This window comes from Delftia sp. K82 (assembly GCF_002193035.1).
Lineage (GTDB): Bacteria > Pseudomonadota > Gammaproteobacteria > Burkholderiales > Burkholderiaceae_C > Comamonas > Comamonas acidovorans.
The window spans coordinates 2,586-2,871 of sequence record NZ_MYFL01000020.1; positions in this window are offsets into that span (position 1 = coordinate 2,586).

Sequence of the window (286 nt, forward strand, 5' to 3'; positions counted from 1 at the left end):
CCCGGAAGCGCGTCACTCAGGCTCGATTTGAGCCATCCAAGCGATGCTCACCCCTCATCATGCCAGTGAGGAAGGGTGGCCGAGCACTCGAAACCACCCCGCATAGGTCATCGCCAGAGGCTTCGCTCCTCATCCGCGCCCGACCTGGTCAGGCTCCCCCGTCATCGCGCCACGAAGGCGGAGCTTCCCTCCCTCTGACTCCACAGAGGTCATCAGCCGAGGCTTCGGTCCTCGTTCGCGCCTGATCTGGGGCAGTCACTCTGCACGGCTGCCTGATCTTGGGTGC